We start from the raw sequence: 25,049 nt of genomic DNA, 5'->3' as shown, positions 1-25,049 counted from the left end.
TAGAGGACGTCGGGCGCGCGGAGCCGCCGCTCGAGCGGCTCACACGGTCCAGCGCACCGCGTCGTCGACGAAGTCGGCGAGAGCGTGGACGCCGCGCAGGTCGGCGCGCTGCGCCATCAGCCGGGTGATGCCCTGGGCGTGGCGGGAGCGGAGAGTGGCGCGGCGCTCGAGGCTGCGGGCCTCGGAGGAGTTCGTGTCGTCCATGTCCCCAAGAGTGCCCACCGAAATCCCCGTTTCAACGAACCGGCGGTTACGGATCGGTGTCCTGGCCCGTGATTGTCCTTACATTCCCGGGTCGGGACCGAGGTCACAGGCCCCAAGGGTTGGCGCGAGGGCGGCCGGGGACGCATACTCGAAGGGAAAATAGAACGTGTTCTAGACGTGCGGGAGACCCGGTGTACGACTTCGAAGCCGAGAAGAGTGCTGACGGCGCGGGTGCTCGCGTGGCCGGTTCCGGCCCTTCCCGCGCCCTGTTGCTCCTCGAGCTCCCGCGCCTCGCCGGCGAGCTCGCGGCCTCCCACGCGGTCGACCTGGTGGCGCCGCGGCGGCCCAGCGGGGACGGCCGCCCGGTGCTGGTGATCCCCGGCTTCCGGGCGACCGACGGCATGACCGGCCGCCTCCGCGGCCACCTCCGGCGGCACGACTTCCGCGTGCACGGGTGGGGCCAGGGCCCGAACATCGGGCTCACCGACACCCTGATCGACGGCCTGGCGGCGCGGTTCGAGGAGATCCGCAAGAAGTACGACGAGCCGGTCAGCGTCGTGGGCTGGAGCTTCGGCGGCGTCCTCGCCCGCTGGCTGGCGCACACCTACCCGGGCGACGTCCGCCAGATCGTGTGCCTCGGCTCCCCGTGGCGGGCCGACGGCGAGCGGACGCGGGCGACCGCGATGTTCGAGCGCTCCCGCCGCCGGCACGGGCTCTCGGAACGCGCCCGCCCGATGATCGAGCTGCTGCGCGGCCCGTTGCCGGTGCCGTGCACGGCGGTCTACTCGAAGACCGACGGCATCGTGCCGTGGCGCGGCTGTGCCGTCGACGTGGCGGACCACCCCGCGGCCGAGAACGTCGTGGTCCCCAGCAGCCACGTCGGCATGGTGGCCAACCCGCTCGTCCTCGACGTGGTGGTCGACCGGCTGTGCCAGGACCCCGAGAGCTGGCAGGAGTTCTCCTGGCGCGCGGCGCTCCTCAGGAAGTGGGCCGGGGCATGAGCGACGAGCTCCTCGCGCAGCGCGACCCGGCCTACATCGCCACGGTGCTCCCGCTGCTGAAGATCGCGATGAAGGGCTACTTCCGGTCCGAGGTGCGCGACATGGACCGGGTCCCGGCCGGCGGCGCGCTCATGGTCGGCAACCACTCGGGCGGACTGATGGCGATGGACGTGCCGATCATCGCCGTGGCGTTCGCCGACACCTTCGGCGCCGACCGCCCGCTCTACTGCCTGGCGCACGACATGCTCTTCACCGGCGCGGGCGGGCCCTTCTTCCGGAAGTTCGGCTTCGTGCCGGCGGACCGGGCGAGCGCCAAGGAGGTGCTGGCCTCGGGCGCCGTCACCATCGTGTTCCCCGGTGGTGACTACGACACGTTCCGGCCGACGCTCAAGGCCAACGTGATCGACTTCGCCGGGCGCACGGGCTACGTGCGGACCGCACTGGAGACCGGTGTCCCGATCGTCCCCGTCGTGTCGATCGGTGGTCAGGAGGCGCAGTTCCACCTCACCCGCGGGGAGTGGCTCGGGCGGCTGTCGCCCCTGCGGAAGCTGATGCGGTCCGACCTGATGCCGCTGTCGTTCGGCTTCCCGTTCGGCCTGATGCCGGCCGGTGCGCTCAACGTGCCGCTGCCGACCAAGATCGTCACCCAGGTGCTCGACCCGATCGACATCGAAGTCGAGTTCGGTCCCGATCCCGACATCGCCGAGGTCGACGAGGTGGTCCGCGCGCGGATGCAGGAGGCGCTGGACCAGCTGGCCCGCGAGCGAAAGTTCCCGGTGCTGGGATGAGTGCCGGGATGACTGACGGGATGACTGCCGGGAAGGGGCTGCGCATGCAGCTGTGGGCCACCGGTCACCTGCTCCGCAGCCGAATGATCGCGCCGATGGGACCGCGGAAGCTGGTGGGGATGACGCGGATCCTGCGCACCTACGGGCCGCACGCCACCACGGGCTTCGCGCTCGCCGCCAACCGGCGGCCGGACGGCACCGGCCTGGTCGACGAGCGCGGCTCGCTGACCTGGCAGGAGATCCAGGACCGCGCCGACGCCCTTGCCGTAGGGCTCGCCGCGCAGGGCGACGCACCCACGTCGGTCGCCATCCTGTGCCGCAACCACCGCGGCTTCGTCGACGCGTTCCTGGCGGCCGGCCGGCTCGGCGTACCGGCGCTCCTGCTCAACACGGGGTTCTCCGGTCCGCAGCTCGCCGAGGTGCTGGAGCGCGAGCAGTCGACCCTCATCGTCTACGACGAGGAGTTCGCCGGTCTGGTCGCCGACGCGCGGAGCCGGATCCCCGCCCTGACCGAGGTGCTCAGCTGGGTCGACGACGAGAGCGCGACCCGCGACGAGGTCACCGCGGAGCAGCTCATCACCGCGCACCGCGGTGAGCGACCGCCGCCGGCCCGGCCCGGCCGCGTCGTGCTGCTCACGTCGGGCACCACCGGCACGCCCAAGGGAGCGTCCCGCAGCGGCGGTGGGCCCCAGGAGCTGGCGGCGATGCTCGAGCGGATCCCGTGGCATGGCGAGGAGACGGTCGTCGTTGCCGCGCCGACCTTCCACGCGTGGGGCTTCGGCCAGCTCGTCATCGCGGCGACCATGGCCTGCACGATCGTGCTCCGCCGGAGGTTCGACCCGGAGGCGACGCTCGCCCTCGCGGACGAGCACCGCGCCACCGGCATCGCGCTGGTGCCGGTCATGCTCGAGCGCATCATGGAGCTCCCGGCCGAGGTGCTCGACCGCTACCCGCTCAGCAGCGTGCGGTTCGTGACGGCGAGCGGCTCGCGGATGCGCGGCGAGGCGGTCACCGCCTTCATGGACCGCTTCGGCGACAAGGTCTACAACAGCTACAACGCGACCGAGGCCGGCCAGATCAGCGTCGCGTCGCCCGCCGACCTGCGGCACGCCTCCGACACCGCCGGGCGCCCCGTCACCGGAACCACCGTGAAGCTCGTCGACGACGAGGGCCGGGAGGTCCCGGTCGGCGAGGTCGGCCGGATCGTCGTGCGCGGGGCGTCGGAGTTCGACGGCTACACCGCCGGCGACACGAAGGAGTCCCTGGACGGGTTCATGGTGTCCGGCGACGTGGGCCGGATGGACGCCGACGGCCGCCTCTACGTGGTCGGGCGCGACGACGACATGATCGTGTCGGGCGGCGAGAACGTCTACCCGGTCGAGGTCGAGCGCGCCATCGGCGAGCTGTCCGCCGTCCGCGAGGTCGTCGTCGTCGGCGTGGACGACGAGGCGTTCGGACAACGGCTGGCGGCGTACGTCGTACCGACGGAGCCCGACGCCGTCAGCCCGGACGACGTGCGCGCCCACGTGAAGGCCCGGCTCGCCGGCTACAAGGTGCCGCGCGACGTCGTGCTGATCGACGAGCTGCCACGCAACGCGTCGGGCAAGGTGGTCGCCCGCGACCTACCGGAGGTGTCGTCGTGAGCCCGGTGACGCGGATGAGGGGAGCCGACGCCGGCTTCCTCTACCTCGAGACGCCCGCGATGCACATGCACACCCTGAAGATCGCGGTCGTCGACCCCACCCCGGACATGACCTACGAGAACCTCGTGAAGGCGATGCTGTTCCGGCTGCGGCGGATGCCGGCGCTGCGGCGACGGGTCGTGCCGGTGCCCTTCGCGCTCAACCACCCGGTCCTGGTGACGCAGCGCCGCCTCGACCCGCACCGTCACTTCCACCGCCACGACGTCGGCGGCACCGGCTCGATGCGCGACCTGGAGCGGCTGATCGGCGAGATTGCGAGCACGCCCCTCGACCGCAGCGTGCCGCTGTGGGAGATCCACCTCTGCGAGGGCCTCGCCGACGGCAGGGTCGGGATCGTCGGCAAGATCCACCACGCGCTGGCCGACGGCGCCGCGGCCAACGCGATGCTCGCCAACGTGATGGACGTCGGCTCCGCCGAGCTCCGACCGGGATTCTTCTCGGAGTCCGCGGAGGGCGACGAGGTGCCGTCCCGGCGCCGGATGGTCCTCGAGGCGCTGCGCGACGCCGCCCTCCAGCTGCTGGTGATCCCCGGCCTGCTGGCGCGCACGGCCCGGGCGCTGACCGGGATGCTGCGCTACCGGCACCGCGAGTCCCGCGGGGTGCCGCTGCCGATCAAGGACGCCCCGCCGACCTCGTTCAACGGCCCGCTGACCGCGCGTCGGACCTTCGCCACGGCCACGCTGCCGCTCGCCGACCTCAAGGAGGTACGCCGCCTCCACGCCGACTCGGTCGCCGGCCTCACCCTCAACGACGTGGTGCTCGCCGTGACCTCCGGGGCCCTCCGGCGCTGGCTCGACGCCCACGACGAGCACCCGCGGGCCTCGCTGACCGCCGGTGTGCCGGTGGCGATGGACCCCCGCGACAGCGACCCGCGGCTGTTCGGCAACAACGTGTCGAACATGTTCACCACGCTCGCCACCGACGTCGACGACCCGGTCGAACGGCTGCGGGTGATCTCCGAGACCGCCCGCCACGCCAAGGCGATGAACCGGCACCTCGGCACCTCGCTCGCCGACTGGTCCCAGTTCACGCCGCCCGCGCCCGTCTCGGCACTGGTCCGCGCCTACAGCCGGCACCGAGGGGCGCGCTTCCACAACGCGCCGTTCTCGGCGATCGTCTCGAACGTGCCCGGCCCGCGGGAGCGGGTGAAGATCGGCGGCGCCCAGCTCGCCGACGTCTTCAGCGTCGGCCCGCTGGTCGAGGGGATCGGCCTCAACGTCACCGTCTGGTCGTACGTCGACCGGATGAACTTCTCGCTGCTCGCCTGCCCGGACCTGCTGCCGGACGTGGAGGTGCTGGCGTCGTATCTGCGGCCGGCGCTGGCCGAGCTGCTCGGGAAGCCCGAGCCCGGCGCCGCGGCCGAGCCCGTCGCTGGCGACAACGACGCCAACAAGGACCAGGAGTCTGCATGACGTTCGAGACCATCGGCCGGCACTCAGCCCGGGCCGGTCGCACCGCCGCGCGCGTGGGTGGGCAGGCGCTGGTCCGTGGGCTGCGCCGGCTTGCGGACGGCGCGACGCCCGACGTACCCGTGCCGCCGCCGGCGCGCCCGCTCGACCTGCCGGACCGGGGGACGACGCACGTGCTGGACCTGCCGGGTCCGACACCGGACGCGCCGGTGCTGCTGCTCATGCACGGCATAGCGACCACCGGGTCGCTCACGTGGTTCTCGGTGCTCGACGAGCTGAGCCGGCGCTACCGCGTTGTGACGTTCGACCAGCGCTGGCACGGACGGGGGATCCTGTCGGAGACGTTCACGCTCGACGACTGCGCCGACGACGCCGTCGCCGTGCTCGACGCACTCGGGATCGATCGGGCGATCGTGGTCGGCTACTCGATGGGCGGCGCGAGCGCGCAGGTGCTCTGGCACCGGCACCCCGACCGCGTCGCCGGCCTGGTCCTCTGCTCGACCTCCGCCCGGTGGCAGGGGCACCTGGGCGAGCGGGTCTTCTTCCTCATGCTGCGGATGGCCAACGAAGGCCTGCTCTCGGTCGCCGCCGACAAGGTGCAGACGCACGCCTCGGCCCTGCCGCCGCTCGGGGAGGAAGCAGCAGCCGACGCGGACCTCCGGGCCTGGTGCATGGCCGAGCTGCGGTCGACCAGCCTCTGGTCGCTGCCCGTGGTGATGGCCGAGCTCGGCAAGTTCGACGCGACCGCGTGGATCGGTGACGTCGCCGTGCCGACCGGCGTCCTGGTCACCGCCCGGGACCGGGCGATCCCCACCGAGCGGCAGCGGCAGCTCGCGGCCCGGATCCCGCACGCGATCGTGCGCTACTCACCCGGTGGTCACGCGTCGCTGGTGTTCGACCTCCCGCGGTGGAAGCCGGTGTTCCTCGAGCTGGTCGACTCCGTGGTCGAGCAGGTCGTGGAGGACGCCGTCACCCGGTGATCGAGCGAGCGGCGCGGACGCCGCTCAGGAGGGCGCCCTCCATGGTCCCCGAGTGTGGGCCGGCCGTGTGCTCGCCGGCGAGGACCAGGGGCCCCGCCGGTCGCTGCAGCAGCGCCGCGGCAGCGGGGGAGCGGCCGGCCAGCACGTAGGAGTAGCCGCCCCGCGTCCACGCCTCGGCCTCCCAGTCGGTGAGCAGGGCCTGGTCGGCGACCAGGTCGAGGTCCGGGCGCAGGGCGCCGAGCTCCTCGACCCAGCGGGCCGGGCCGTCGGCGAGCTCGAGGCGGTCCCGGGTGGCAGGACCGCCCGCGAAGCAGGAGACGGCGGGGACGCCTCCGTCGCCCGCCGGGTCGAGGGAGTTCCAGGCCCACCAGGCCAGCTCGGGGTGCTGGACGCCGTCGGGGTGAGCACTGCCGGCGGTCGGGACCGAGAGCTTCACGGCGGTGCCGGTGACCAGGTGCTCGAGTCCGGTCTGCCACTGCTCGGGGAAGCCCGGCTCCCACCCGAGGTCGTCGAGGAGCGCCAGCGGTACGGCGACCACCGCGCGGTCCAGCTCCAGCGACTCCCGGTCCGTGGTCAGGACCGCGTGCCGGCCCTCGACCGCGACGCCCGCGACCGGCGTCCGGAGGCGGACCCGGTCGCCGAGCCCGGCCGCGAGTGTCTCCGCGATCCGCTGGTTGCCACCGACCACCCGGGTGGCCGCGTCGACCCGGGCACCCTCGGCCCGCGCGACGTGGAACCGGGCGCTGGCCGCGGCCGGGTCGCCCGCGGTCGAGGTGGCGATCCGCAGGAAGGCCGGGTCGGCGCCGTACTCCGGTCCGAGGGCCTCCTCGAACGCCGCCGCCACGGTCGTGTCGCCGTCCGGGATCCGGGCGGCGACGTCGGCCAGCGTGCGCTCGAGCGTCGCCAGGGTGGGCACCTCGCCGTTCACCCGCCGACGGTGGAAGCGGACGCCGTGCGGCGCCAGCGGCAGCCCGAGCTCCGCGCAGGCCCGCCGGATCGTGTGCTGGTCCGCGTCGATCCACTCACCGCCCCGCTCGACCACGACCCCGTTCGGGAGCGTCGTCGACCAGGTCCGGCCGCCCACCCGGTCCCGCGCCTCGAGCACCACCACGTCATGACCGGCGCGGTGCAGCTTCCACGCACACGCCAGTCCCGCCAGTCCCGCACCCACCACGCCGATCCGCACGGTGCCAGCATGGCCCATCCGAGGGGTGCATGATCGCCGCGTGGCAATCTTCGGGTGGACCGTCCTGGCGCTGGTGTTCGTCGACGAGCTGCTGGCCATGACGGCGTTCGGGGTCTGGGGCTGGCAGCAGGACCCGCGCTGGCTCCTCGTCTGGCTGCTGCCCCTGGCCCCCATGCTCGCGTGGTACTTCTTCGCCTCGCCGAAGGCCCGGTACGGCGGCACGCTGGTCCGCCCCGTCGCCAAGGTGATCGTCTTCGGCCTCGCCACCGCCGCCCTCTGGGACGCCGGTCACGAGCCCTGGGCCGTCGTGTTCCTCGGGTTCTCGGTCGTGGTCAACGGCCTCGCCCTGCTCCCCAGCATCCGGGTGCTCGTCGACCGGGAGTGAGGACGGTCGCGCCTGACCTCAGGTTTCGAGACGCGCGGTCGCGCCCTCAACTCTTCGACCGACGCCCACAGCTCGTTCCTCGCTGTCGGCTGGCCTCAGACGTTACGGCGGTACTGGCCGCCCACCTCGAAGAACGCCTCGGTCACCTGCCCGAGGGTGCAGACCCGTGCGGCGTCCATGAGTACGCCGAACACGTTCTCGCCGCTCGTGGCCGCCTCCTTGAGCCGGGCGATCGCGGTCTCCGCCTCGTCGGCGTGCGCCGTCCGGAACGTCTCGACCCGCTCGAGCTGGGAGCGCTTCTCGTCCTCGGTCGCCCGCGCGAGCTCGACGTGGTCGGGCGTGCCGTCGCCGGCCTCGGGAGCGCGGAACGTGTTGACGCCGATGATCGGCAGCGAGCCGTCGTGCTTGCGGTGCTCGTAGAGCATCGACTCGTCCTGGATCCGACCCCGCTGGTAGCCGGTCTCCATCGCGCCCAGCACGCCGCCGCGCTCGGAGATCCGGTCGAACTCCGCGAGCACGGCCTCCTCGACGAGGTCGGTGAGCTGGTCGACGATGAACGAGCCCTGGAGCGGGTTCTCGTTCATGGCCAGGCCCCACTCGCGGTTGATGATCATCTGGATCGCCAGCGCGCGTCGTACGGACTCGTCGGTGGGGGTGGTGACGGCCTCGTCGTAGGCGTTGGTGTGCAGCGAGTTGGCGTTGTCGTAGATCGCGCACAGGGCCTGCAGCGTCGTACGGATGTCGTTGAAGGCCATCTCCTGGGCGTGGAGCGACCGGCCCGAGGTCTGCACGTGGTACTTCAGCTTCTGCGAGCGCTCGTTGGCGCCGTACCGCTCCTTCATCGCGACCGCCCAGATCCGGCGGGCGACGCGGCCGATGACGGTGTACTCCGGGTCCATGCCGTTGGAGAAGAAGAACGACAGGTTGGGCGCGAAGTCGTCGATGTCCATGCCCCGCGCGAGGTAGGACTCGACGTACGTGAAGCCGTTGGCGAGCGTGAACGCGAGCTGGCTGATGGGGTTCGCCCCGGCCTCGGCGATGTGGTAGCCGGAGATCGAGACGGAGTAGAAGTTCCGCACCCCGTGCTCGATGAACCACTCCTGGATGTCGGCCATGCAGCGCAGGCTGAACTCGGTGGAGAACAGACAGGTGTTCTGGCCCTGGTCCTCCTTGAGGATGTCGGCCTGGACCGTGCCGCGCACCACCCGCAGCGCCTCGGCCGGGTCCATGCCCTTGTCGCGGGCCTGGTCGATGACGGTGTTGAGGAAGAACGCGAGGACCGTCGGTGCCGGCCCGTTGATCGTCATCGACACCGACGTCGTCGGTGACGTGAGGTCGAAGCCGTCGTAGAGCGCCAACATGTCGTCGAGCGTGGCGACGCTGACGCCGGACGTGCCGACCTTGCCGTAGATGTCTGGTCGCTCCGCGGGGTCGCGGCCGTAGAGCGTCACCGAGTCGAACGCCGTCGACAGCCGGGTCGCCGGTTGGCCCTCGGAGAGCAGCTTGAACCGGCGGTTGGTGCGGAACGGGTCGCCCTCGCCGGCGAACATCCGGGCCGGGTCCTCGTTGTCGCGCTTGTAGGGGAAGACACCGGCGGTGAAGGGGAAGTAGCCGGGCAGGTTCTCGCGCCGCCAGAAGCGGACGAGCTCGCCGTGGTCCTCGAAGCGGGGTACGGCGACGCGGGGAATCTTGTTGCCGGAGAGCGACTCGCGCCCGGCGTCCTCGGCGTACCTCGCGGCGAGGGCGGGCCACTCGTCGAGCCGGTCCCGCAGCTCCTGCGGCAGGTCGTTGACGGCGCGCTCGGCGAGCTCCTTCGCCTCCGGGACCTCGGCAGCCACCGCCGCGAATCGCTGCGCCCGGCGGGCCTTGTCGACGAGGAGCTCGGTCCGCCGGTGGTAGTCGCGGACGGTGCCGGCGATCTCGGAGAGGTAGCGGACCCGGTCGGGCGGCAGCACTTGCTGGATCCGGGTCGACGTCTTGCCGGACACGGGAGCCAGCGCGCCCTCGTCGGCCGCGAGACCGTGCTCGGCCAGGTGGTCGCGGAGGAACTGGTAGAGCGCGGTGACGCCGTCATCGTCGAACGTCGCGGCCGAGGTGCCGAACACCGGCATGTCCTCGGGGCGCTGCCCGAAGGCCTCGCGGTTGCGGAGCAGTTGGCGGGCGACCTCGCGGAGGGCGTCCGCGGCGCCCCGGCGCTCGAACTTGTTGATGGCGACGGCGTCGGCGAAGTCGAGCATGTCGATCTTCTCGAGCTGGGAGGCGGCGCCGTACTCCGGCGTCATGACGTAGAGGCTGGTGTCGACGAACGGCACCACTGCGGCGTCGCCCTGGCCGATGCCCGGCGTCTCGACGATGACCAGGTCGAAGCCGGCCGCCTTGACCGCGGCGATGACGTCGGTGAGGTGGTCGGGCAGCTCGTGGGCGCCGCGGGTGGCGAGACTGCGGAAGTACACGTGGTCGCGGTCGAGCCCGGGTCCGTCCAGGTCGAGGCTGTTCATCCGGATCCGGTCGCCGAGCAGCGCGCCGCCGCCCTTGCGCCGGGTCGGGTCGACAGCGAGCACGCCGACGCGCAGCTTGTCGTGCTGGTCCATCCGCAGCCGGCGGACCAGCTCGTCGGTGAGCGAGCTCTTGCCGCTGCCACCGGTGCCGGTGATGCCGAGGACCGGGACTGCCCGGGCGGTCGACGCCCGCCGCAGCTCCTCGAGCGCGTCGTCGGCGACAGCGCCGGTCTCGATGCCGGTGATCATGCGGGCCAGGGCGGTGCGGTCGCCCCCCAGCACCTCGTCGGTGGTCGCCGGACGCGTCGCCCAGAGGTCGGTGTCGCAGTCGCGGACGACGGTGTTGATCATCCCCGGCAGGCCCATCCGCTGGCCGTCCTCGGGGGAGAAGATGGTGACGCCCGACTGCCGGAGCCGGTCGATCTCGTCGTGGACGATGACGCCGCCACCGCCGCCGACGACCTTGATGTGGCCGGCGCCGCGGCTGCGCAGCTGCTCGACGAGGTACTCGAAGTACTCGACGTGGCCACCCTGGTACGACGAGACGGCGACTCCCTGCACGTCCTCCTCGAGCGCCGTCTCGACGATCTCGGCGACGGAGCGGTTGTGCCCGAGGTGGATCACCTCGCACCCCTGGCTCTGGAAGATCCGCCGCATGATGTTAATCGCCGCGTCGTGGCCGTCGAACAGGCTCGACGCGGTCACCAGGCGGATCGGGTGGGTCGGCTTGTGCAGCGCCATGGGGGCGGGTCACCTCATTTAGTAGGACGTCCTAGGAAAATAGTAGGGCGTCCTACTAGTTCTTCCAAGTCCCGCCTCGCGTGACGGTCAGGAGGTGCCGCGCAGCTCGGCCGCCAGCGCCGTGACCAGGGCGTCGCTCGTGCGCTCCACCATGGCGAGCACGGTCTCGAAGCCGTCGCCGTCGCCGAAGTAGGGGTCCGGGACCTCGGCGCCGGGCTCGAGCGGGTCGAAGTCGCCAAACAGGCGGAGCCGCTCGGGCTCGGCGGCGTCGGTGCCGAGGGCTCGCAGGTCACGCAGGTTCTCGCGGTCCATGGCAAGCACGACGTCGCACTCGGTCAGCCACGAGGCGCGGACCTGCTGGGCGCGATGGGTGGTGGCGTCGTACCCCTCGCGGGTGAGGACCCCCGCCGCCCGCCTGTCCATCGGCCCTCCGACGTGCCAGTCGCCGGTGCCGGAGCTGACGACGGTCACTCGGTCGCCGAGGCCGGCTGCGGCGACCCGGTCGCTCAGCACCACGTCGGCCATCGGGGAGCGGCAGATGTTGCCGAGGCAGACGAGGGCGATCCGGTAGCGCCCCGGCGTGCGGGGCGGCGGCAGCGCCGGCACTAGTCGTCCTTGTCCTCGACGCCGACGATCGCGTCGAGGATCCAGGTGGTGACGCCGATGATGATCGCGCCGCCGACGGCCGGCCAGAACCCGTCGACGTGGAAGCCGACGTCGACGAGGTCGGCCAGCCAAGCGGTGAGCATCAGCAGCAGCGCGTTGAGCACGAGCAGGAAGAGCCCGAGGGTGAGCAGGATCAGCGGGATCGACAGCAGGGTCAGCACCGGCTTCACGAACGCCGTCACCAGGCAGGAGATCAGGGCGACGCCGAGCAGCGGCAGCAGCTTGTCCTCGATCTCGGCCTGCCCCGAGCGGGCCCCGCTGAACCAGATGCCGTCCATGACCTGGGCGGCGAGGGCGAGTGCGACAGCGGTGATCGCCCAGCGGGCGAGGAACGCGAGCATGGCCTCAGTGTGGCAGCGGGTCTGGAGACGGCCGCAGGACGACGTCCTCGACCCACCGGTCAGGTGAGGGCCAGCGCCTCGACGATCTCGTCCGCCGCGTCGTCGATGTGGCGGCGCAGGAACTCGTAGGCGCCCTCGAGGTCGTCGTCCTCGAGGAAACGCACCAGGGGCTCGTGCGACTCGGCCTGGTCGTGCGCGTTGCGGCGTACCCGGTCGACCTGGGCGAGCGCGAGCTTGAGCTCGTCCATCAGGCTCTCGGCCATCTGGACCAAGCGCGGGCTGCCGGTCAGCTCCACGAGGGAGACGTGGAACGCGAGGTGGCGCTCGTTGAGCTCCTCGTAGGACGCCCGCCCGCTGCGGACCGCGGTCGTGTAGGCCTCGAGGGTCAGGCGGACCCGCTTCCGGTTCTCGTCGGAGGCCGTTGGCCACGCCCGGACGCCGGCGCCCTCGAGCACCCACCGCGCCGCGCAGACGTCGCGGACCGACTCGGCCCGCGGGGTCGCGACGCTCACGCCCCGGTTGGGCTCGCGGGTCGCGAGGCCCTCCGCCACCAGTGCCATCAGGGCCTCACGGACGGTCGGTCGCGAGACGCCCAGCGACTCGGCGAGCGCGAGCTCCCGCAGCGGGGTGCCGCTCTCGACCTCGCCCTCGAAGACGGCGCGCCGCAGCTCGGCGGTCACGCGCTCGACCGTCGAGGCGTGCTCGACGCTGAGGGAGTCGAACGGGGGCTGCGCGGTCGGCATGCGGCCATTGTCGCGCACCTGCCCGTGACCTGTATGCTGTCTCATTGTCAGATTGTCTGACAATCCGAGAAGCCGCAGAGGGGAGCTGGAATGACGCTGGAGTGGGGTCGGCACTACGCGATGGTGGAACCGACGGAGTACCGGATCGAGTACGCCATCAACCCCTTCATGGATCCTGCCGTCCAGCCCGACCCCGAGCGGGCGACCGCTCAGTGGCAGCAGCTCGCCGACACCCTCCGCGCCGCCGGGGCCACGGTCGACGTGATCCCGGGCCGGCCCGACAGCCCCGACATGGTCTACGCCATGAACCTCGGCCTGGTCCTGCTGCGCCCCGAGTGGGAGGGCGCCGGACGCCGGTCGGTCGTGATGTCCCACATGCGCTTTCCGCAGCGGCGCAACGAGACCCCGAGTGCGCAGCGCTGGTTCGAGACCCACGGGTTCGCGACGTCGTACGTCGGACGCGACGGGGTGGGTGCCCACTTCGAGGCGGGCGACGCCTTCCCGTTCGGCGGCGACCTCGTCGTCGGTGTCGGCCCGCGGACCGACGAGCTCGCCCTCAAGCACCTGGCTGCCGACCTCGGCGTGACCGTGCGCGGGGTCCGGATCACCCACCCGGGGATGTACCACCTCGACCTCGCCTTCTGCCCGCTCGACGAGCGCCGCGCGATCATCTGTCCCGACGCCCTCGAGCCCGCCTCCGCCGAGGCCCTGCTCGCGCTCGTGCCCGACCCGCTGGTCATCACCGAGGAGGAGGCCGTCGGCAGCCTCCTCGCCAACTCGGTCGTCGTCGGCCGCACGGTCGTCATGCCCGCCTGCCCGCCGCGGATCCGGGCCTGGCTCGAGGAGCGCGGCTTCGAGATCGTGCTCGTCGACGTCTCGGAGTTCCACCTCGGCGGCGGCTCGATCCGCTGCATGACGAACCCGCTCGACATCACCCTCGGTCGCGAGCTCACGCCGGTGCCGGGCGGCCAGGTCGTCCTGCCGCCTGCGGAAGAGTTCACCGCGGCATAGGGTCGCGAGCATGGTCGAGCCGCTGCCCCATGTTCGCGAGATCCCGCCGTACGTCCCTGGCAAGCCGCCGACGGCGCAGCCGGGGCTGACGACCTACAAGCTCTCGTCGAACGAGAACCCCTACCCACCGCTGGCGGGCGTGCTGGCGACCACCGAGCAGGCGGTGGCGGCGATGAACCGCTATCCCGACATGGGCTGCGCCGCGCTCTACGACGCGCTCGCCACCAAGCTCGGCGTCGGCACCGACCAGCTGGCCGCCGGCACCGGGTCGGTGGCGCTGATCTACCACCTGCTGACCGCCTACTGCGGACCCGGCGACGAGGTGGTCCACGCGTGGCGGTCCTTCGAGGCCTACCCGATCGCGGTCACCGCGTCCGGCGCGACGGGCGTCCGGGTGCCGGTCACGGCCGACGGCCGCCACGACCTGGCCGCGATGGCGGACGCGATCACCGCGCGCACCCGGGTCGTCCTGCTGTGCACGCCCAACAACCCGACCGGGCCGGCGCTCGGTCACGCCGAGGTCGCCACGTTCGTCGCCGGGGTCCCGGAGGACGTGCTGGTCGTCATCGACGAGGCCTACCTCGAGTTCGTGCGGATGGCCGACCCCGTCGACGGGCCGGCGTTGCTCCGCGCCCACCCCAACGTGGTGCTGCTGCGGACGTTCTCCAAGGCCTACGGCCTGGCCGGGCTGAGGGTCGGCTACGCCGTCGCGTCGGCCGACGTGGCCGGCGCGCTCCGTGCCGTCGCCCTGCCGTTCGGGGTCTCGTCCGTCGCCCAGGCGGCTGCCGTGGCGTCGCTCGCCTCCGAGGACGAGCTGTTCGCGCGGGTCGAGTCCCTCGTCGCGGAGCGGGACCGGCTGGTCGCCGGGATCACTGCCGCCGGCTGGTGGGTCCCCGAGCCACAGGGCAACTTCGTGTGGTTCGACCTCGGCGAGCGGACGGCCGAGCTCGCCGCCGCCGCGGGGGAGGCGGGCATCGCCGTACGTCCGTTCGCCGGCGAGGGCGTGCGGGTCAGCGTGGGAGAGCCCGAGGCGACCGACCGGCTCGTCGAGCTGCTCGGCCGCCTCGCGCCACCGGCCTGACGGTCCCCGTCCGGCTGCCGGCGAGGGCTTACGGTTGGGCCACACCCGACCGATGTCGCGAGGAGTCCCGGTGCCCGGACCCACCCCCAGCCAGCCCGGCTGGTACCCCGACAACAACGGCACGATGCGCTGGTACGACGGCGCCGCGTGGACCGACCACGTGCAGCCCGGCTCCGCCGGACCGGCCGAGGCCACCGTCGTGAGCGGGGCCCCTCCCGAGCCCACCCGGCCGCTCGGCCAGCACGAAGGCCCTCCCGGCTGGCAGGGCGGGCAGCCTCCCTCGGGTCCGCACTCGAGCCCGCCGCCGAGCCCGCCGTCGGGCCAGCCGGTGGCGCCGTACGGCGCCGTCCCGCAGCCGTCGTTCCCCGGTGGCCCCGGTGGCCCCGGTGGCCCTGGGTTCCAGCCGTCGTCCGGCGGCGGCAACAAGGGCCTGCTGATCGTCCTCGCCGTCGTCGGCGCGATCGTGCTGATCGCGGTCCTCGCGGTCGGCGCGTGGGCGGTCTTCCTGCGGGACGACGACAGCGACGGCGGGGGCGGCGACAGCGGCGGCGGTGACGACAGCTCGCTGCCCGACACCCCGCCCGAGGAGGTCGTCGAGGCGTTCTTCGACGCGGCGCGGGACGGCGACTGCGAGGCCGCGCTCGAGCTCGTCAGCCAGAACTTCATCGAGGAGAACGACGCGAACTGCGACGACGAAGAGGACTTCATGGAGGCCGGGGAGTTCGAGGCCGAGGTCGGTGAGGCGACGATCGACGAGGAAGCCGACCCGCCGACCGCGTCCGTCCCGGTGAACCTCACCATCGAGGGCTTCGGCGAGCAGGAGGTGCCGCTCGGCCTCGTGGTGGAGGACGAGGAGTGGAAGATCGACTCCTTCGAGGAGGAGGACGGCGGCACCGAGGGCACTGAGGGCACCGACGGGGCCGACAGCCCGTCGGCGCCACTCTCCACGCCGGAGCTGTCCATCCCCACGGACGGGATCGAGATCCCGAGCTTCCCGACCGACCCCTCGGAGATCGAGTCCTACCTGTCGGAGTTCTCCGAGTACCTCACTGTCACTCCGTAGCCGGGCCGGCGGGAGTTTCACCGGCCGGCCGGTGAAACTCGCGCTGGGCGTACGAAGGTTCATCGGCCAAGCGCGAGTTTTCTCGTCCAAGTTCGGCCCCTGGTAGGGAATTCGGGCGATTCGGTGGACAGGAGCGACTCGTCTCCACAGTCTTGACCCATGAGCCAGCCCCCGTACGGTGTCCCGCCCCAGCCCGGCCAGCCGGCGCCCTACCCCGGCCAGCCGGCCCCGCAGGGCTACCCGCAACAGCCCGGCTACCCGGCCGCGCCGCCGCCCCAGGGGTACCCGCCGCAGCCCGGGGGACAGCCGCCCGCGTACCTCCAGGGCGGCGCCCCCGGCGGTGCGCCCGTCGGCGCTCCCGGTGGGTACGCCGGTGGCGGCCACGGCCCGGCGCTGCCGCCCCCGCCGCCGAGCAAGAAGCGCACCATCGGCTTCCTGATGGGTCTGCTGACCGCGCTGGCGCTGATCGCCATGGTCGCCATCGTCCTCATCATCAGCCTCACCAACTAGGCCCGGTCGACTTCCCAGCGGCGTCTGACGTTTGGGGTACGCCCCGCCATGCAATGATTCCGGCCATTGCGGCCTTCGCCTGACGGGCCGTCCCGACCTGCAGGAGCGCGCGATGTCCGACCCCAACCAGCCCTCGACCCCTCCCGGGTGGTACCCCGACGGCCAGGGTGGCCAGCGCTGGTGGGACGGCAACCAGTGGACCGAGCACACCCAGCCTCCCCAGGGCGGCGCCCCCGCCGCTCCGGCAGCGCCCGCCGCGCCCTCGTCGCCGCCCTCGGGCACGCCCGGCGCCGACCTGCCCACCCAGGTGGCTCCCAACCGCGCTTCCGGCTATCCCCAGTCCGGCCAGTCCGGCCAGTCCGGCCAGCCGCAGCAGCCGCAGCAGGGCGGGTACGGCGCACCCGCCGGAGGCTACGGCCAGCCGACCGGCCAGCAGCAGTACGGCGGCTTCCCCTCCGGCGGCAGCGGCTCGTCCGGCGGCGGCAAGGGCAAGCTGATCGCGATCATCGGCGGCGCCATCGGTGCCCTCCTCCTGGTGGTCATCCTGCTCGTCGTCCTGTTCTCGGTGATCGGTGGCGGCAGCCCCGAGGACGTCGCTAACGACTACCTCGAGGCGTCCGTCGACGGTGACTTCGGGCGCGCCTGTGAGCTCGTCACGAAGGACGACCAGGAGCAGGCGTTCGAAGATCTCGACATCGACGAGTGCGGCGACGTCGAGGACGCCGTCAAGGACAGCCCGGAGTACGACGAGGAGGAGTTCGAGGAGTACCTCGACGACTTCGAGACCGAGTACGAGATCGGTGACGTGAAGGAGGAGGACGACACCGCCGAGGTCGAGTTCACCTCCACGACCGAGTACACGGGCGACGACGAGAGCGTCGAGGACTACTTCGAGGGCGGCGAGCAGGACGGGACGATCTACCTCGTCAAGGAGGACGGCGACTGGAAGGTCGACGCGGAGAAGTCCGACTCCGTCGGCATCTTCTGACGCGTCCCCCGGATGCGACTCGTCCTGGCCGCGTTCGCGGTCGTCCTCTCGACGGTGCTGGTGCCGTTGGGGATCACCTCGACCTGGCTGTCGCTGCAGGTCGACAGCACGGAGGCGTACGTCGACACGGTCGCTCCGCTCGCCGAGGACGAGGAGCTGCGGGAGCGGCTCTCCGTCGAGGTGGCCAACGCCGCGATGGCGGACCTGCGGTCACGCGTGCCGGACGCCCTGGTGCCCGGCGGCGTGGACGCGCTGGTGCAGACGTCGACGCGTGCGGTGATCGAGAGCCCGGGCTTCCCTGAGTTCTGGCGCGAGGCGAACGCGGACACCCACCGCGAGTTCCTGGCGATCGTCCACGAGCGGGACCACCAGCTCGACGACGACGGCTGGGTGGTCGTCGACCTGCGGCCGCTGCTGGACCAGGTCCTCGCGGAGTTCTTCGAGCAGGCGGGGATCCCGGCGGTCGACCTTCCGCAGACCCCACTGCCGCTGCCGGTCATGCCGGAGTCCAAGCTCGAGGAGGCGCGCGGGCTCTACCAGGTCCTGGAGGGGCTCGCCCTGTGGGTCCCACTGCTCTGGGCCGGGCTGGTCACCCTCGCCGTGCTCGTGGCGCCGGGACTGCGCGGGCGGCTGCGGACCGGCGCGGCCTGTGCCATCGGCGTCGTGCTCGGCGGCGGCCTCGTCCTGCTCCTCACGCCTCCGGTGACCGACGTCGTCGTCGACCAGGTGGAGCCGGAGAAGCGCGATCTCGCACGGCTGGTGATCGAGGTCGTCGTCCAGTCCCTCGACGAGACCGCGCTGGGCGCGGTGGTCATCGGGCTCGTCGTGGCGGTGGCGCTGTTCGTCGTCTCGTTGTTCACGCGCCGGCCCGCGCACGGCGCTCGTTCCTGAGGACGGTTCCCGGCGCAATCCGCCCCGGCTGACCGGTGCCAGGCCTTAGCCTTCCCCCGTGAGCAACCAGTACCCCGGCCAGCCCGGTGACCTCCCCCCGACCCAGGTGGCGCCCGGCGGTGGCGGGGTACCTCCGCAGCAGCCCGGCTACCCCCAGGGCTACCCGCAGCAGCCGCCGCCCCCGCCGCCGTACGGCGCGCCCGGGGGTGGCGGTGGCTACCCGCCCGGCGGCGGTTATCCCGCCCCGCCCACCGGTGGTGGCGGTGGCAAGAAGCTCGGCCTGATCCTCGGCATCCTCGGCGGCGTCCTGCTGCTCGTCCTCATCCTGATCGCGGTCCTCTTCTGGCCGATCGGGCTGCTGACCGACGACGACGGTGACGACGACGCCACCCCGAAGGTCACCCGGACCATCACCGCCAGCACCGAGGCCAGCTCCCCGACCACGTCGCCGACCGAGGTCACCACGACGCCGACCACCGAGCTGACGACCGAGTTGACGACCGACGCCGGCACCCCGCCGCTCGAGGACGCCGAGATCACCGCGATCGCCTACCTGAACTCGCTCGTCGAGGGCAACTGCCTCGCCGTGCAAGGCCTCTCGACGGAGGAGTGGTGGGGCAGCACGTACGGCAGCCAGCGGGCGTGCGAGCGCGACGCGGGCGACCAGGAGATGTCGACCGTCCAGTACGACGAGTTCGAGGAGCCCGTCGACAACGGCGACGGCTCCTACACCCTGGTCGCGTCGGTCCAGGACTCGACCGACACCACCGGCACGACCTACACCGCGACCTGGATCGTGGTGCCGTCCGACGACAACTCGACCTGGCTCGTCAACCAGTTCCAGCTGGCCTGAGACGGCGCGCCTAGGCTGGTCGCATGGCCAGCACGCCCAGTCCGTCGTCGTACATCGCCACCGGCGGAGCGTTCGAGCGGGACGCCAGCTACGTCTCCGACCGGATCACCAAGGACGCCCGGCGTCCTGAGCACGGCCCGGTCGACGGGGACCTGTGGCCGGTGGAGCCGGGCCGCTACCGGCTGATCGCCGCTGCGGCCTGCCCGTGGGCCAACCGCACGCTGATCGTGCGCAAGCTGCTGGGGCTGGAGGACGTGATCTCGGTCGGCATGCCGGGGCCCGTCCACGACAGCCGCAGCTGGAGCTTCCACCTCGACCCCGACGGGCGCGACCCGGTCCTCGGCATCGAGCGCCTCCAGGACGCGTACTTCCGGCGGTTCCCCGGCTACCCGCGCGGCATCACGGTGCCAGCCGTCGTCGAGGAGTCGACCGGCCTCCTGGTGACGAACGACTTCCCGTGGATCACCCACGACCTCTTCCACGAGTGGCAGGAGTTCCACCGTCCCGACGCCCCCGACCTGTGGCCCGCCGAGCTGCGCGCCGAGATGGACGAGGTCATGGAGCGGATCTACACCGAGGTCAACAACGGCGTGTACCGCTGCGGGTTCGCCGGCACGCAGGAGGCGTACGACGCGGCGTACGACCGCCTCTTCACCGCGCTCGACTGGCTCGAGGAGCGGCTCACCGACCGGCGCTACCTGATGGGGGAGCGGATCACCGAGGCCGACGTCCGGCTGTTCACGACCCTCGCGCGGTTCGACGCCGTCTACCACGGCCACTTCAAGTGCAACCGGCAGAAGCTGACCGAGATGCCGGTGCTGTGGGCCTACGCGCGCGACCTCTTCCAGACCCCGGGCTTCGGGGAGACGATCGACTTCGACCAGATCAAGGCCCACTACTACGTCGTGCACAGCGACATCAACCCGTCCGGCATCGTCCCGAAGGGACCGGATCCCGAGGCCTGGCTGACCCAGCACGGACGGGGCTGATGGGGGTCGGGCACGGCCACGGCCACCAGGCGTCGCGGGCCGCCGACCGGGTCCGGCTGCGGTGGGTCCTGCTCGTCACCGGCACGGTGCTCGTCGTCGAGCTGGTCGGCGCCTGGATCACCGGATCCCTCGCGCTGCTGGCCGACGCCGCCCACATGGCGACCGACGCGGGCGCCGTGGTGCTGGCGCTCGGGGCGTCGTACGTCGCCGCCCGGCCCGGCGGTGCCCGCTCCACGTTCGGCTACCACCGGGTCGAGGTCGTCGCTGCGCTCGTCAACGCCGTCGTGCTGCTGGGCGTCTGCGGGTACCTCGCCTGGACCGGCGTCATGCGCCTCACCGACCCGCCCGTGGTCGACGGCCCGGCACTGGTGGGGTTCGCGCTGGTGGGCCTCGTCGCCAATGCGGTGGCGCTCAAGGTGCTGTCCGGCGGGGACGGCACCTCGCTCAACCTGCGCGGCGCGATCAACGAGGTCATCGCCGACCTGCTCGGATCGGTGCTCGCGGTCGCGGCGGGCGTCGCGATCTGGATCGGCGACTGGCACCACGCCGACCCCGTGGCGTCCCTCCTCATCGCCGTGATGATCCTGCCGCGGGCCGCGCTGCTGATCCGCGACTCCGGACGCGTCCTCCTCGAGATCGCGCCCGCCGACCTCGACCTCGACGACGTGGTCCACCACCTGTCGCACGCGCCCGGCGTCGTCGAGGTCCACGACCTGCACGCCTGGACCATCACCAGCGGCATGACCAGCCTCTCCGCCCACGTCACCGTCCGCGACGACGTGCTCCAGGAGCGGGGCGTGGGCGCCATCCTCGACGCCCTCGGCGACTGCGCCGCCACCCACTTCGACGTCCGCCACACCACCTTCCAGGTCGAGCCCGAGTCGCACCAGGAGCACGAGGACCTGGGCGAGATGCACTGACGAAGCGCAGCGGCGCTGCGGCTGGTCGTGTGTCGCGCGTGGATGGGGGCGGTGCGGAGAAGTCGCTCTGGTCGTATGACCCGCGTCCTTTTCGTGCCGACGGGTACTGGTCAGAGGCGTGTCCGTCGAGTCTTGCCTTCGGGTGAGACACGCTCACACCCCGGTGCGAGCGCGGCGGGCACGCCCTGTGTCCGCGCTGCCCGCCGACACGATGCCCCGAGACTGCCCCGAGGTCGCCCCGAGATTGGTGGTGGGGCGCCGGAGCGCTACCTTTGGCCCAACGACCAGTGTGGTCCGGATCACGTCACGCCACCCCTGTGACCTCCTGGCCGCACCGACCCGACGACCCGATGCCGCGGAGACCCTGCGGCCAGGTGACAAGGAGTGGTGTCCCATGAGCGACGGCGCCGTACAGCCCGAGTTCGGACCTGATCTGGCCGAGGTGTTCGGCCCTGCGCACGCCGACGGAGGCCCCGAGCTGATCCAGCTGCTGACGCCCGAGGGGGAACGGGTCCACCACCCGGAGTTCGACCTGGACTTCAGCGCCGAGGAGCTGCAGGGCCTCTACCGCGACATGGTCCTCGTGCGGCGCCTCGACGTCGAGGCGACCGCGCTGCAGCGCCACGGCGAGCTCGGCATCTGGGCGCAGCTGCTCGGCCAGGAGGCCGCACAGATCGGCGCCGGCCGCGCGCTCCGCTCGCAGGACTTCGTGTTCCCGACCTACCGCGAGCACGGCGTCGCCTGGTGCCGCGGCCTCGACCCGCTGAAGCTGCTCGGCCTGTTCCGCGGCGTCGACCACGGTGACTGGAACCCGTCGGACTACAACTTCAACCTCTACACGATCGTGATCGGCGCCCAGACGCTCCACGCGACGGGCTACGCCATGGGCATGCAGCGCGACGGCGTCGTCGGCACCGGCGACCCCGACCGCGACGCGGCGGTGCTGGCCCACTTCGGTGACGGCGCCAGCAGCCAGGGCGACGTCAACGAGGCGTTCATCTTCGCGGCGTCCTACAACGCCCCGGTCGTGTTCTTCTGCCAGAACAACCAGTGGGCGATCTCGGAGCCGATCGAGCGCCAGAGCCGGATCCCGCTCTACCAGCGGGCGCTCGGCTTCGGCTTCCCCGGCCTGCGGGTCGACGGCAACGACGTCCTCGCGACGTACGCCGTCACCCGCGCCGCGCTGCAGCGGGCCCGCGACGGCCAGGGCCCCACCTTCGTGGAGGCCTACACCTACCGCATGGGTGCGCACACCACGACCGACGACCCGACCCGCTACCGGCTCACGGCCGACGTCGAGCACTGGAAGCTGAAGGACCCGATCGCGCGGCTGGAGGTCTACCTCAAGCGCAACGGCCTCGGTGACGACGACTTCTTCGCCGACCTCACCGCCGAGGCCGACGAGCTCGGCCACACGCTGCGCGAGGGCTGCAAGGCGATGCCCGACCCGGAGCCGCTCGAGATCTTCGACCGTGTCTACGCCGAGACACCACCAGAGCTGGCGGCGCAGCGTGACGGCTTCGCCGACTACCTCGCGAGCTTCGAGGGGGCACACTGATGGTCTCGACAAGCTCGACCGGCCAGAAGGTCACCCTCGCGAAGGGGCTCAACCTCGGCCTGCGCAAGGCGATGGAGGCCGACGACAAGGTCCTGCTCATGGGCGAGGACGTCGGCAAGCTCGGCGGCGTCTTCCGCATCACCGACGGCCTGCAGAAGGACTTCGGCGAGGACCGGGTCATCGACTCGCCGCTGGCCGAGTCCGGCATCGTCGGCACGGCGGTCGGCATGGCGATGCGCGGCTACCGGCCGGTGGTGGAGATCCAGTTCGACGGCTTCGTCTACCCGGCCTACGACCAGATCGTCTGCCAGGTCGCCAAGATCCACTTCCGCAGCAAGGGCCGGGTCAAGATGCCGATGGTCATCCGGATCCCGTTCGGTGGCGGCATCGGCGCGGTGGAGCACCACTCGGAGTCGCCGGAGGCGCAGTTCGCGCACACGCCCGGGCTCAAGGTCGTGGCGTGCTCCAACCCGGTCGACGGCTACTGGATGATCCAGCAGGCGATCGCCCACGACGACCCGGTGATCTTCCTCGAGCCGAAGCGGCAGTACCACGCCGACAAGGCCGAGCTCGACGAGACCGCGACGCCCGCGCCGCTCTTCACGTCGAAGGTGGTGCGCCCGGGCAGCGACGCGACGCTGCTGGCCTACGGCCCGACCGTGAAGACCTGCATGAAGGCGGCCGAGGCCGCTGCCGGTGAGGGCCGCTCGCTCGAGGTGATCGACCTGCGCACCCTCTCGCCGCTCGACATGGGTCCGGTCCTCGACTCCGTACGCCGCACCGGCCGCGCCGTCGTCGTCCACGAGGCGCACGTCAACCTCGGGATGGGCGCCGAGCTCGCCTCGCGCATCACCGAGGAGTGCTTCTACTCGCTCGAGGCCCCGGTGCTCCGCGTCGGTGGCTTCGACACGCCGTACCCCGCGTCGCGGATCGAGGAGGAGTGGCTCCCCGACCTCGACCGAGTCCTGGACGCCGTCGACCGCAGTCTGGAGTTCTGACCCGTGCCTGAGTACCTCCTCCCCGACGTCGGCGAAGGCCTCACCGAGGCCGAGATCGTGACCTGGAAGGTCAAGGTCGGCGACGTGGTCGCCGTCAACGACGTCGTCGTCGAGATCGAGACCGCCAAGTCCCTGGTCGAGCTGCCCTCGCCGTACGCCGGCGAGGTCACCGCGATCCTGGTCAAGGAGGGCGAGACGGTGCCGGTCGGCACGCCGATCATCGCCATCGGCGCTCCGGAGAGCGCGCCCGTCTCGGCCCCCGCCGAGCCGGCTCCGCCGATGGAGATCGACCTCTCCAACCCTGCCGCCAGCGGCAGCGGCGAGGGGGAGTCCCTGGTCGGCCGGATGAAGGCCGATCGCGGTGCACAGCGACGGGCCCGGACCCGTCCGGCTGCGGAGGCCGCGGGGGTGCACACCGCCCGCGCGGACGTGCACGACGTGTTCAACCAGCACGCGACCGACCAGCACGGCAAGGTCGAGCAGATCGTCTCGGCGGTCGTCGACGACGCCGAGGGCCAGCGCCGCGCGGCCGGTGAGCCGGTCCCGACGCCCGAGCCTGCAGCGACGGCCGTCGGTGAGGCGGCCCCGGGCGACCTGCGGGTGCTCGCGAAGCCGCCGGTCCGCAAGCTCGCCAAGGACCTCGGGATCGACCTCCGATCCCTGGCGCCGAGCGGCCCGGGCGGCACGATCACCCGGGCCGACGTCGAGCAGGCCGCGGCGGCGCCGGGCTCGACGGGTCTCGAGACGATCGCCAGGGCGACCTCCTCGACCACCGGTGGGGAGCGGGAGACGCGCGAGCCGATCAAGGGCGTGCGGAAGATGATGGCGTCGGCGATGACGGCGTCGGCATTCACCGCCCCCCACGTGACCGAGTGGGTGACCATCGACGCCACCGGCACCCTCGACCTGGTCGCCAGGCTGAAGGAGCGTCGCGAGTTCAAGGGAGTGAAGGTCTCGCCGCTGCTGGTCTTCGCGAAGGCGGTGCTGCTGGCGCTGCGCCGTACGCCGATGATCAACTCCACCTGGGACGAGGCGGCGGGCGAGGTCGTGGTCAAGCACTACGTCAACCTCGGCATCGCGGCGGCGACGCCGCGCGGCCTGGTCGTGCCGAACGTGAAGGACGCCCAGGACCTCGGCCTGGTCGACCTGGCGCGGGCGCTGGAGGAGCTCACCTCCGTCGCGCGGGAGGGCCGCACCCAGCCGGCCGACATGGCGGACGGGACGTTCACGATCACCAACGTCGGCGTCTTCGGTGTCGACGCCGGCACCCCGATCATCAACCCGGGTGAGTCGGCGATCCTGTGCATGGGCGCGATCAAGCCGCAGCCGTGGGTGGTCCCTTCGACAGGCTCAGGACAAGCGGAGTACCAGGTCGTGCCGCGGCAGGTCACCACCCTTGCGCTGTCGTTCGACCACCGCCACATCGACGGCGCGACCGGCTCGCAGTTCCTCGCCGACGTGGCCGGCATCATCGCCGATCCCGCGACGGCGCTCCTGTTCTGAGCTCGGGCCTGCCTGTGGACGGCTGACGACGGGTCGGCC

General features: G+C 72.0%; 24 protein-coding genes. 18 read left to right on the top strand and 6 right to left on the bottom strand.

Features of this window, described 5'->3' with window-relative positions; all coding sequences use genetic code 11:
* Nucleotides 1-39: 39 nt before the first annotated feature.
* A complete protein-coding gene (locus F0U47_RS21115) occupies nt 40-204 on the bottom strand; it encodes a hypothetical protein (protein ID WP_188111250.1) in 165 nt (54 codons plus the stop codon).
* Between the two features lie 191 nt (nt 205-395).
* On the opposite strand from F0U47_RS21115, the gene F0U47_RS09515 reads away from it, so the two are divergent.
* Genes F0U47_RS09515 through F0U47_RS09495 form a run of 5 tightly spaced genes read left to right on the top strand, consistent with a single transcriptional unit; the run spans nt 396 to nt 6,085 of the window.
* Nucleotides 396-1,205 (top strand): esterase/lipase family protein, encoded by an 810-nt coding sequence (locus tag F0U47_RS09515; RefSeq protein WP_149750032.1) that lies wholly within the window; start codon nt 396-398, stop codon nt 1,203-1,205.
* Nucleotides 1,202-1,993, top strand: a complete 792-nt coding sequence (locus tag F0U47_RS09510; RefSeq protein WP_149750031.1) for a lysophospholipid acyltransferase family protein — start codon at nt 1,202-1,204, stop codon at nt 1,991-1,993. The genes F0U47_RS09515 and F0U47_RS09510 overlap by 4 nt, the downstream gene beginning before the upstream one ends.
* Nucleotides 1,994-2,001: 8 nt before the next feature.
* Complete coding sequence (locus tag F0U47_RS09505) at nt 2,002-3,636, top strand: AMP-binding protein (protein WP_223162705.1); 1,635 nt, start codon at nt 2,002-2,004, stop codon at nt 3,634-3,636.
* A complete protein-coding gene (locus tag F0U47_RS09500; RefSeq protein WP_149750030.1) occupies nt 3,633-5,108 on the top strand; it encodes a wax ester/triacylglycerol synthase family O-acyltransferase in 1,476 nt (491 codons plus the stop codon). The genes F0U47_RS09505 and F0U47_RS09500 overlap by 4 nt, the downstream gene beginning before the upstream one ends.
* On the top strand, nt 5,105-6,085 hold the full coding sequence (locus tag F0U47_RS09495) for an alpha/beta fold hydrolase (RefSeq protein ID WP_149750029.1): 981 nt from the start codon (nt 5,105-5,107) through the stop codon (nt 6,083-6,085). Before F0U47_RS09500 ends, F0U47_RS09495 begins: the two co-directional genes overlap by 4 nt.
* On the opposite strand, the gene F0U47_RS09490 is transcribed toward F0U47_RS09495, so the two are convergent.
* Nucleotides 6,075-7,271, bottom strand: a complete 1,197-nt coding sequence (locus F0U47_RS09490) for a flavin monoamine oxidase family protein (RefSeq protein WP_281290969.1) — start codon at nt 7,269-7,271, stop codon at nt 6,075-6,077. The two genes, F0U47_RS09495 and F0U47_RS09490, sit on opposite strands and share 11 nt — an antisense overlap.
* Nucleotides 7,272-7,311: 40 nt before the next feature.
* Here F0U47_RS09490 and F0U47_RS09485 point away from each other — a divergent pair, with 40 nt between their 5' ends.
* Entirely contained in the window at nt 7,312-7,656 is a 345-nt protein-coding gene (locus F0U47_RS09485) for a YrdB family protein (protein ID WP_188111248.1), read from the top strand.
* A 95-nt stretch (nt 7,657-7,751) separates the two neighbouring features.
* Here F0U47_RS09485 and icmF read toward each other — a convergent pair whose 3' ends face one another.
* The 4 genes from icmF to F0U47_RS09465 form a co-directional block, all read right to left on the bottom strand.
* The gene (gene icmF / locus F0U47_RS09480; protein WP_149750026.1) at nt 7,752-10,895 is read right to left on the bottom strand and encodes a fused isobutyryl-CoA mutase/GTPase IcmF; all 3,144 of its coding nucleotides are present in this window, start codon (nt 10,893-10,895) and stop codon (nt 7,752-7,754) included.
* Between the two features lie 87 nt (nt 10,896-10,982).
* Nucleotides 10,983-11,501 (bottom strand): low molecular weight protein-tyrosine-phosphatase, encoded by a 519-nt coding sequence (locus F0U47_RS09475; protein WP_246159541.1) that lies wholly within the window; start codon nt 11,499-11,501, stop codon nt 10,983-10,985.
* A complete protein-coding gene (locus F0U47_RS09470) occupies nt 11,501-11,902 on the bottom strand; it encodes a phage holin family protein (protein WP_149750025.1) in 402 nt (133 codons plus the stop codon). Before F0U47_RS09470 ends, F0U47_RS09475 begins: the two co-directional genes overlap by 1 nt.
* A gap of 59 nt (nt 11,903-11,961) precedes the next feature.
* Nucleotides 11,962-12,645: a GntR family transcriptional regulator gene (locus F0U47_RS09465; RefSeq protein WP_149750024.1), complete on the bottom strand. Its 684-nt coding sequence runs from the start codon at nt 12,643-12,645 to the stop codon at nt 11,962-11,964.
* 90 nt (nt 12,646-12,735) lie between these two features.
* Here F0U47_RS09465 and F0U47_RS09460 point away from each other — a divergent pair, with 90 nt between their 5' ends.
* The 12 genes from F0U47_RS09460 to F0U47_RS09405 all read left to right on the top strand — a co-directional run bounded on the left by F0U47_RS09460 (nt 12,736) and on the right by F0U47_RS09405 (nt 25,010).
* Nucleotides 12,736-13,656 carry a dimethylarginine dimethylaminohydrolase family protein gene (locus tag F0U47_RS09460; RefSeq protein ID WP_149750023.1) on the top strand — a complete coding sequence of 307 codons (921 nt, stop codon included), beginning with the start codon at nt 12,736-12,738 and terminating at the stop codon, nt 13,654-13,656.
* Between the two features lie 10 nt (nt 13,657-13,666).
* Nucleotides 13,667-14,737 carry a histidinol-phosphate transaminase gene (gene hisC, locus F0U47_RS09455; RefSeq protein WP_149750022.1) on the top strand — a complete coding sequence of 357 codons (1,071 nt, stop codon included), beginning with the start codon at nt 13,667-13,669 and terminating at the stop codon, nt 14,735-14,737.
* Between the two features lie 70 nt (nt 14,738-14,807).
* Nucleotides 14,808-15,800: a DUF2510 domain-containing protein gene (locus F0U47_RS09450; protein ID WP_188111247.1), complete on the top strand. Its 993-nt coding sequence runs from the start codon at nt 14,808-14,810 to the stop codon at nt 15,798-15,800.
* Between the two features lie 159 nt (nt 15,801-15,959).
* The gene (locus F0U47_RS21110) at nt 15,960-16,310 is read left to right on the top strand and encodes a hypothetical protein (RefSeq protein WP_188111246.1); all 351 of its coding nucleotides are present in this window, start codon (nt 15,960-15,962) and stop codon (nt 16,308-16,310) included.
* Nucleotides 16,311-16,422: 112 nt separating this feature from the next.
* Nucleotides 16,423-17,298, top strand: a complete 876-nt coding sequence (locus F0U47_RS09440) for a DUF2510 domain-containing protein (protein ID WP_149750020.1) — start codon at nt 16,423-16,425, stop codon at nt 17,296-17,298.
* 12 nt (nt 17,299-17,310) lie between these two features.
* Nucleotides 17,311-18,189 (top strand): hypothetical protein, encoded by an 879-nt coding sequence (locus tag F0U47_RS09435; RefSeq protein ID WP_149750019.1) that lies wholly within the window; start codon nt 17,311-17,313, stop codon nt 18,187-18,189.
* 58 nt (nt 18,190-18,247) lie between these two features.
* Nucleotides 18,248-19,042: a hypothetical protein gene (locus F0U47_RS21105; RefSeq protein WP_188111301.1), complete on the top strand. Its 795-nt coding sequence runs from the start codon at nt 18,248-18,250 to the stop codon at nt 19,040-19,042.
* A 23-nt stretch (nt 19,043-19,065) separates the two neighbouring features.
* Nucleotides 19,066-20,031: a glutathione S-transferase family protein gene (locus F0U47_RS09425; protein ID WP_149750018.1), complete on the top strand. Its 966-nt coding sequence runs from the start codon at nt 19,066-19,068 to the stop codon at nt 20,029-20,031.
* A complete protein-coding gene (locus F0U47_RS09420) occupies nt 20,031-20,951 on the top strand; it encodes a cation diffusion facilitator family transporter (RefSeq protein ID WP_149750017.1) in 921 nt (306 codons plus the stop codon). Before F0U47_RS09425 ends, F0U47_RS09420 begins: the two co-directional genes overlap by 1 nt.
* 394 nt (nt 20,952-21,345) lie before the next feature.
* Nucleotides 21,346-22,509: a pyruvate dehydrogenase (acetyl-transferring) E1 component subunit alpha gene (gene pdhA, locus F0U47_RS09415; RefSeq protein ID WP_149750016.1), complete on the top strand. Its 1,164-nt coding sequence runs from the start codon at nt 21,346-21,348 to the stop codon at nt 22,507-22,509.
* Nucleotides 22,509-23,507 carry an alpha-ketoacid dehydrogenase subunit beta gene (locus F0U47_RS09410; RefSeq protein ID WP_149750015.1) on the top strand — a complete coding sequence of 333 codons (999 nt, stop codon included), beginning with the start codon at nt 22,509-22,511 and terminating at the stop codon, nt 23,505-23,507. The genes pdhA and F0U47_RS09410 overlap by 1 nt, the downstream gene beginning before the upstream one ends.
* Before the next feature lie 3 nt (nt 23,508-23,510).
* Nucleotides 23,511-25,010, top strand: a complete 1,500-nt coding sequence (locus F0U47_RS09405) for a dihydrolipoamide acetyltransferase family protein (RefSeq protein ID WP_149750014.1) — start codon at nt 23,511-23,513, stop codon at nt 25,008-25,010.
* Nucleotides 25,011-25,049: the final 39 nt, after the last annotated feature.

It is taken from the genome of Nocardioides antri (assembly GCF_008373765.1).
GTDB classification, from domain to species: Bacteria; Actinomycetota; Actinomycetes; order Propionibacteriales; family Nocardioidaceae; genus Nocardioides; species Nocardioides antri.
Note: the sequence above shows the minus strand (reverse complement) of the source record. Positions and strands in the feature narration are given on the sequence as shown.

What these genes read in the sequence shown, in the direction of transcription:
- F0U47_RS21115 (WP_188111250.1), bottom strand. Translation starts at nt 204, where the DNA reads ATGGACGACACGAACTCCTCCGAGGCCCGCAGCCTCGAGCGCCGCGCC.
- F0U47_RS09510 (WP_149750031.1), top strand. Translation starts at nt 1,202, where the DNA reads ATGAGCGACGAGCTCCTCGCGCAGCGCGACCCGGCCTACATCGCCACG.
- F0U47_RS09505 (WP_223162705.1), top strand. Translation starts at nt 2,002, where the DNA reads ATGACTGACGGGATGACTGCCGGGAAGGGGCTGCGCATGCAGCTGTGG.
- F0U47_RS09495 (WP_149750029.1), top strand. Translation starts at nt 5,105, where the DNA reads ATGACGTTCGAGACCATCGGCCGGCACTCAGCCCGGGCCGGTCGCACC.
- icmF (WP_149750026.1), bottom strand. Translation starts at nt 10,895, where the DNA reads ATGGCGCTGCACAAGCCGACCCACCCGATCCGCCTGGTGACCGCGTCG.
- F0U47_RS09470 (WP_149750025.1), bottom strand. Translation starts at nt 11,902, where the DNA reads ATGCTCGCGTTCCTCGCCCGCTGGGCGATCACCGCTGTCGCACTCGCC.
- F0U47_RS09465 (WP_149750024.1), bottom strand. Translation starts at nt 12,645, where the DNA reads ATGCCGACCGCGCAGCCCCCGTTCGACTCCCTCAGCGTCGAGCACGCC.
- F0U47_RS09460 (WP_149750023.1), top strand. Translation starts at nt 12,736, where the DNA reads ATGACGCTGGAGTGGGGTCGGCACTACGCGATGGTGGAACCGACGGAG.
- hisC (WP_149750022.1), top strand. Translation starts at nt 13,667, where the DNA reads ATGGTCGAGCCGCTGCCCCATGTTCGCGAGATCCCGCCGTACGTCCCT.
- F0U47_RS21110 (WP_188111246.1), top strand. Translation starts at nt 15,960, where the DNA reads ATGAGCCAGCCCCCGTACGGTGTCCCGCCCCAGCCCGGCCAGCCGGCG.
- F0U47_RS09440 (WP_149750020.1), top strand. Translation starts at nt 16,423, where the DNA reads ATGTCCGACCCCAACCAGCCCTCGACCCCTCCCGGGTGGTACCCCGAC.
- F0U47_RS09435 (WP_149750019.1), top strand. Translation starts at nt 17,311, where the DNA reads ATGCGACTCGTCCTGGCCGCGTTCGCGGTCGTCCTCTCGACGGTGCTG.
- F0U47_RS09425 (WP_149750018.1), top strand. Translation starts at nt 19,066, where the DNA reads ATGGCCAGCACGCCCAGTCCGTCGTCGTACATCGCCACCGGCGGAGCG.
- F0U47_RS09420 (WP_149750017.1), top strand. Translation starts at nt 20,031, where the DNA reads ATGGGGGTCGGGCACGGCCACGGCCACCAGGCGTCGCGGGCCGCCGAC.
- pdhA (WP_149750016.1), top strand. Translation starts at nt 21,346, where the DNA reads ATGAGCGACGGCGCCGTACAGCCCGAGTTCGGACCTGATCTGGCCGAG.
- F0U47_RS09410 (WP_149750015.1), top strand. Translation starts at nt 22,509, where the DNA reads ATGGTCTCGACAAGCTCGACCGGCCAGAAGGTCACCCTCGCGAAGGGG.